Source organism: Pedobacter sp. (assembly GCF_035317785.1).
In the GTDB taxonomy this organism is placed as follows: Bacteria; Bacteroidota; Bacteroidia; order Sphingobacteriales; family Sphingobacteriaceae; genus Pedobacter.
Window position 1 is genome coordinate 24335 of record NZ_DATHGC010000134.1, and the last position, 6126, is coordinate 30460.

The following is a 6126-nucleotide window of genomic DNA, read 5'->3' on the forward strand; positions in this document are numbered from 1 at the left end:
TTATCAATTTTTCATTAAAAAATCTACCGCATTGTTTGCAGATTCAAGTCGTATTTGTACTTTTGCGCCGGAGAGTTGGCAGAGTGGTCGATTGCGGCAGTCTTGAAAACTGTTGATGTGTAACAGCATCCGCGGGTTCGAATCCCCCACTCTCCGCCAGTTTGCATCTAACAAACGAAATAATCGCCCTTAGAGTAACATCTAGGGGCTTTTTTTTATAAGTGTGTAATTTTACTTTAGGAAAACCCACCATTAATGTAGAGTTATCCCTCCGAAATGCGTTCTATGTCATATAACTATTTATAAAATTTTATGACAAGACAGTTACCCCAGATCAAAAATGTGTTATTGATGCTGATCATGCTCATCAGCCTCTCTGCGTGCAAAAAAGACGCACTAAAAGTAGATACCGAAAAACGATATGTAGAGAAAACAAGTGCACCGCCTACAGATCTTGCAGGTGGAGCGATGAACCTCGTACTGAAACCTGGTGGAGTAGCCGATCTCAATCCAGGGGGAGACATCGTATATAGAGGCACTTATGACATCAGCGGGAAAAAGATTACGGTCAAAATTCCGGACCTCGACATGAAATACAGATTCACTATTATCTCCGATCAGGAATTACAGGCTGAAGACGGCGAGAAGCTCAAGTTGGCCCAGTAACCAAGGACAAAACAAAGGAAGCCTACGAGATATAATAGCAAAAACAACTCTATCTACCCATTAAATCGATGATATAAATAGGTTCGCTTATGATCACATTCCCATTTAGGTCTTCTACTTTCAGTTTAAATGCGGAACCGGTGGCCATTTTCGGGTTCTTCCCCCAATTTTGGTGGTCACGTCGAGTTCCCTGGTTTTTCCTTCCACCGAGAAATATTCTTCGTACGACCGAAAAGTATGTTTTAGAGCTCGATGCAAGATGAGGTTTTGCTCTACCACCAAAATTGGGGTAGAACCACATTCCCTGAAATGTGCAATATGTTTCCGTTTTATATTGCTACTGTCGTTACTTCTGAGGGCGTTTTCCCAAACTCTTTTTTGAATGCAAAGGAAAAATGCGATAGATTTTCAAAGCCTAATTCCAGATATATATCGCTCGGCTTTTGATTTTGCTTGCTGATTTGAAAATAAGCTTCGTCAAGCCGTTTCTTTTTGAGCCAGTTCCCGGGTGTTGTTCTAAAGGCCTTTTGAAAATCACGTTTGAAGGACGACAGGCTTCTTCCGGTAAGAAAGGCAAACCGTTCCAGGCTGATATTGAACCGGAAATTCCGGTTCATATATTCCTCCAAATCGATTTTATCGGGAATGCCAAAATTGAAAAAGATGTTGGCAAAATTCGGCTCCGATTTTAATAAAATCAGCAAGAGCTCTTCCCGTTTGATATCTGCAAAGGTTTCGTCCAACTCCAAATCACCTGTATAATAAGGTTCCAGCGATCGGATATAGCTTTTAAACAATTTGTTTTCTTTCACAAACAGAAATGAATCGCCGTAATCCGATGCTTTTACATCGCAGGGATGACGTTCCAAAAACTGTTTTAAAAATGGTTCATCCAGTGTGATGATGACCTTTTCAAACTGCTCATTTTCCTTGAACTTCGTATAACGAATTAGATGGTTTTTCCGGGCGATAAAGTAATCACCCGATTGCATGGAATAGCGCTTGTTTCCGTCATAAGCCTTCATACCTCCCTTCAGCAGGAACATAAAGAAATGTTCCGGCACGAACTGCTCGGGAGAAATCTCCGGGCCTAAATGACAGGTATGTATACTGCTGACTTTCAATTTTCGGATGTTAAAATTATCTTACAAATTTATTCATTTTACCCGACTGTCAATGCTTGCCAATACCGCTTCTTCCTTGCTTTTCGGATGCCAGCCTAAAATTTCTCTTGCTTTCTTGTTGGACATTTCAATGTAAAACACCTTTGCAGTAGGCTTCAATCCGGCAATCTTAGCAGCTTTTTCAGGGCGTTCTTTTTTAATGAGTTGGGCAATATCATAAAAGCTCACCGTGCCTTCCGACGTTGCTAAAAAGCGTTGACCATTAGCTCCGGGATGCAACATTGCCTTGATATGGATGTCCGCCACGTCACGTACATCTACCACACCAAAGGTGAATGCAGGGCTTTCAGTAACAGTGCCTTCGATGAGTGCCTTTATTACACCATCAAATGAGGCTGGGACAATATCTCCTATAATCGGACCAAAAATTCCCACAGGGTTAACAACAGTCAATTCCAAATCGCCACCATCATTTTTCAAGAAATCCCAGGCCGCTTTCTCTGCAACGGTTTTGGATTTGATATATGGCTGAAGAGGGCCGCTCTCATCTGTCCAGTCCTCTTCTGTGAAAATATGGTCTTTGGGCTTGGCGCTGTAGCCAATTGCTGCAAACGAAGACGTTAGTACTACACGTTTTACCCCTGCCTTTTGGGCGGCCTTTAAAACTCTCAGGGAACCGTCACGGGCGGGTATAATGAGTTCGTTCTCGTCTTCAGGCTCTACTAAAGGAAAGGGTGAAGCTATATGCAGTACATAATCGCAACCTTTTACGGCTTCGTTCCAGCCTGCGTCTGCTGTTAAATCAGCTTCAAAGAAAGAGAGGTTTTGTAAATCTGTTAAACCGCCATCTTTTAGCGCATTAACGATACTGTTCTTTTGGGATAAGGAACGAAGCGTGGTTTTAACTGTGTATCCTTGTTGCAACAATTGTAAAATTGTGTGGACACCAACAAATCCGGTTCCTCCGGTTACTAATACTGTTTGATTGCTCATTATTTCATTCTTTATGATTTCTGTTGCAAAGGTCGGTATAAGTTTGGGATGTGGCTTTGCTGTGGAGGTCAATTTTGTTTTGTTGTGAGGTTCAATTTATTCGGCACAAAATTCTGTTGTGGTTCTGGATTTACAGAAACAACATCACTTACAGCTTTCCTATTCAGGAATGCAAGAAAATTATCCTCCATTCTCTTCTTATTCTTATAAATCTCCCTGATTATTCTAAAAAGTTCCTGCAGATGTTGCGGTGGGTGATCAGATTCCCCGCCAATACAAAAAGGCCCCTGAAGCGGCCTTTTTGTTAAAGATAATTTGCGCAGGGTCTATGATCATCTGCTTCATCATCTCAAAACACATGCTTTCACATAATCGTTTGCCTAATTTAGCACAATGACGCCTGAAGAATAATCCAGCTGCGTAACAAAGAGTTTAAATAACCTCTCATGAAAAATATAATTTGCTTCATTGCCGTTCTAGTCTGTTTATCAGGGTGCGTAAAGAATGAGATCCCGCCCGATCCGCGGATGTACGACATCAAAGGAACCTGGAAGGTAACTAAGCACGCCAGTGAGATACATGATGCCAGTGGTAAAGTACTTGACTCCGTTAGTCTGACATTCCCGATAGAATTTGTAATCACAGCGACACGTTTAGTCACCAACGGTCCACAAAACACTGATACGACAAAACTTCAGGTAATAGAGAAAGGGCTTGTCAAAACGCTTAACCTGGAGAACTGGATACCATTTACAAGGCCGAAAATGCAAGTATTCTATGTAAAAGCCAAAAAAATGAAACTGGTAGCAGAATCAACTGACACTGATGACATCACCTATAAGAACGGAAACCAAAATGCTTTAGGCCATAAATTTTATATGATGATAGAGATGGAAAGGCAATAATGGATACACACAGACTATTGATCAACAGCCTGGCAGACAATTTCGAGATGAGCCGCCCGGCCGTCTCCAAACATATCAAAATACTGGAAACAGCGGGCTTCATTTCCATTCAGGACATCGGGCGGGAACGATACCGCACACTAAAGAAGGACGGGTTTGAAGAACTGCAGGCATGGATCTCTTACTTCGACGAATTCTGGATCTCAAAGCTGAAAAAATTAGAAATCTTATTAAATAACAAACTACATAATTAAGGTGAAACAGAACAATTTCACAATGACCTCCTGATATTTAGTGTCCAGGGATTCTCTACTATAGAAATCGATTTTGTCCTGATGAGGTCGGACATTGTTTTTCCCATCAGCTTAAAGTCAGTGGAAAGTGTGGTGATCCCACCCGCGAGGAGCTCCTTAAGTGGCGTATCGTTGTAAGATATGATCCCAAAATCAGTACCTGCAGTCAGCTGCTGAATGGATGCCTGTTTCAGCAGGTCCACGAGGTCCCGGTCTTTAACAACTATAAATAAATCGCCTTTTTCTATTTTCCTTTTTCCCGTTTCTGAGAGATAGTCATGATCAAGCCCATACTGGCTGCAAAAAGTTTTAAGCCCGTCATACCGCTCCAAAGGCTCTTTTTCTTCCTTTTGCACCATGTAAATGCGCTTATATTTGCGGATCAGTTCGCTAACAGACTCTAGAGCTTCATAAGTGTCGGTCTCAAAATTCTGAGCCACCGATGAATATTTCCCCTTCAGTTCGGTATGAAAATGGTCGAGTAAAAATACCCTGCCGGACAAAGTTTTCAGCAGCGGCTCAATCCCCTGAAACTTTCCCGACATAATGATGTAATCCGTATACTTGTTATTGGCATCATTGATCAGCGTTTCAAAAACCTTTCTGTTGTAGTTATGAAAATATAGGTCAACTGTTACACCGCTCCCGGCCGACTCCATAAAAGAGTTAAAAAGGTCTTCCTTAAATTCGTTGAATTCATTAAAAAGCAGGAATATGTGATGTCCGGTTTGTACTTTGGTACTCTTCACAAAATAGCCAACCCCATGATTTGACGCAATAATACCCCTGGACATCAGTTCACGCAAGCCTGCAAATACGGTATCGCGTGACAGGCCGTACTCCGTTCTGAAATCATTGATGGAAGGTATCCTGTCACCGTTCTTGTATTCTTCTGTGCTTATTCTGTCAATGACATGACTCACCACAAGTTTATATTTTGATTTATTTTCTTTCACGCTTGATGTATTGCGGGCAAATATACTTACTCAGCAGTCAAACATAACAAGAAAAAATAAAAAAACCATACCAGTTCGTACCAGTTAGAAATATTTATATATTTGAGCACCAAATCACACACAATGAAGAAGTACCATTTCCTGATATCTATTGGCATTACAACAGCAGTGTTCACTAACTGCATGGCACAAACCGCCGGAGGCAGCCCCGGAGTTCAGCTTACCCAAAGCCTTAAAGCGCGTATACATGATGCTTTCTGGGGTCCAAGATTTGAGCTCTGGAGCACTACAACCGCCAACGATGTGCTCAATAAATTTGAAGGACAGCACCTGCCTGCAAAAGAACAGGAAAACAACAATGTGTTTGAGAATTTTGACAAGATTGCCCGGGGAAAGAAAGGAACTGGCGGTCATGCCGGTCTGCCCTGGTTTGATGGTCTGATCTATGAAAGCATCCGCGGCATAGGTGACCTGGTCAGCCAGCATCCTGATCCGGTATTACAAGCACGTCTGGATGGCTATATAGACCGTATTTATGCTGCACAGCAGGCGGATCCTGAGGGATATATCAATACCTATACCGACCTCATGGAACCCGCCCATCACTGGGGAGACAACGGTGGCCTTTTGCGGTATCAGCATGATGTCTACAATGCCGGTATGCTGGTAGAGGCAGGTGTCCACTATTATAAAGCTACTGGCAAGACAAAACTGCTGGAGGTAGCCACCCGGTTCGCAAATTACATGAGCAGCCTGATGGGCCCTGTTCCTAAAAGGAACATTGTACCTGCCCATTCCGGTCCTGAGGAAGCGGTTATGAAATTGTACTGGTTGTACAAAGATAACCCTGAGCTTAAAAAGAAAATGACTGTTCCGGTAAATGAAGAAGCCTACTATCAGCTCGCCAGGTTCTGGATCGAAAACCGCGGTAACAACATCAATTTCCCGCTTTGGCAAACCTGGGGCAATGACAAGTCAGAAAAATGGGTCAAAGATCAAAAATATAAAGAGGGAACGGTAACCAGTGCCACCAGACCATCCTGGGGCGATTACGCACAGGATTCTATACCGGTCTTTAAACAAAAGACGATTGAAGGCCATGCAGTGCGCGCCACACTTTTGGCAACAGGTATCACAGCCATAGCATTGGAAAGTCATGATCCGCAGTACATACAAACAGCAGATCAGC

7 protein-coding genes and 1 tRNA gene are annotated in these 6126 nt (G+C 42.6%); 5 read left to right on the forward strand and 3 right to left on the reverse strand.

The window, feature by feature from the left end; genetic code table 11:
* Positions 1 to 69 precede the first annotated feature (69 nt).
* Positions 70 to 159: transfer RNA gene (locus VK541_RS08190), tRNA-Ser, on the forward strand.
* A 153-nt stretch (positions 160 to 312) separates the two neighbouring features.
* Entirely contained in the window at positions 313 to 666 is a 354-nt protein-coding gene (locus VK541_RS08195) for a hypothetical protein (protein ID WP_324368763.1), read from the forward strand.
* A gap of 329 nt (positions 667 to 995) precedes the next feature.
* Here the strand turns inward: VK541_RS08195 and VK541_RS08200 are convergent, their stop codons facing one another.
* The gene (locus VK541_RS08200; RefSeq protein ID WP_324368765.1) at positions 996 to 1790 is read right to left on the reverse strand and encodes an AraC family transcriptional regulator; all 795 of its coding nucleotides are present in this window, start codon (positions 1788 to 1790) and stop codon (positions 996 to 998) included.
* A gap of 33 nt (positions 1791 to 1823) precedes the next feature.
* Positions 1824 to 2783, reverse strand: a complete 960-nt coding sequence (locus VK541_RS08205) for an aldehyde reductase (RefSeq protein ID WP_324368767.1) — start codon at positions 2781 to 2783, stop codon at positions 1824 to 1826.
* A gap of 446 nt (positions 2784 to 3229) precedes the next feature.
* Between VK541_RS08205 and VK541_RS08210 the strand changes: the two genes are divergently transcribed.
* Together VK541_RS08210 and VK541_RS08215 are read left to right on the forward strand one after the other, a co-directional pair.
* Positions 3230 to 3688, forward strand: a complete 459-nt coding sequence (locus tag VK541_RS08210) for a hypothetical protein (RefSeq protein WP_324368769.1) — start codon at positions 3230 to 3232, stop codon at positions 3686 to 3688.
* Positions 3688 to 3942: an ArsR/SmtB family transcription factor gene (locus VK541_RS08215; RefSeq protein ID WP_324368771.1), complete on the forward strand. Its 255-nt coding sequence runs from the start codon at positions 3688 to 3690 to the stop codon at positions 3940 to 3942. The genes VK541_RS08210 and VK541_RS08215 overlap by 1 nt, the downstream gene beginning before the upstream one ends.
* Positions 3943 to 3959: 17 nt before the next feature.
* On the opposite strand, the gene VK541_RS08220 is transcribed toward VK541_RS08215, so the two are convergent.
* Complete coding sequence (locus VK541_RS08220; RefSeq protein ID WP_324368773.1) at positions 3960 to 4937, reverse strand: GntR family transcriptional regulator; 978 nt, start codon at positions 4935 to 4937, stop codon at positions 3960 to 3962.
* A gap of 123 nt (positions 4938 to 5060) precedes the next feature.
* On the opposite strand from VK541_RS08220, the gene VK541_RS08225 reads away from it, so the two are divergent.
* Positions 5061 to 6126, forward strand: a 1066-nt coding sequence (locus VK541_RS08225) for a beta-L-arabinofuranosidase domain-containing protein (RefSeq protein WP_324368775.1), incomplete at its 3' end; no start/stop codon positions are given.

What these genes read in the sequence shown, in the direction of transcription:
- VK541_RS08195 (WP_324368763.1), top strand. Translation starts at nt 313, where the DNA reads ATGACAAGACAGTTACCCCAGATCAAAAATGTGTTATTGATGCTGATC.
- VK541_RS08205 (WP_324368767.1), bottom strand. Translation starts at nt 2,783, where the DNA reads ATGAGCAATCAAACAGTATTAGTAACCGGAGGAACCGGATTTGTTGGT.
- VK541_RS08210 (WP_324368769.1), top strand. Translation starts at nt 3,230, where the DNA reads ATGAAAAATATAATTTGCTTCATTGCCGTTCTAGTCTGTTTATCAGGG.
- VK541_RS08215 (WP_324368771.1), top strand. Translation starts at nt 3,688, where the DNA reads ATGGATACACACAGACTATTGATCAACAGCCTGGCAGACAATTTCGAG.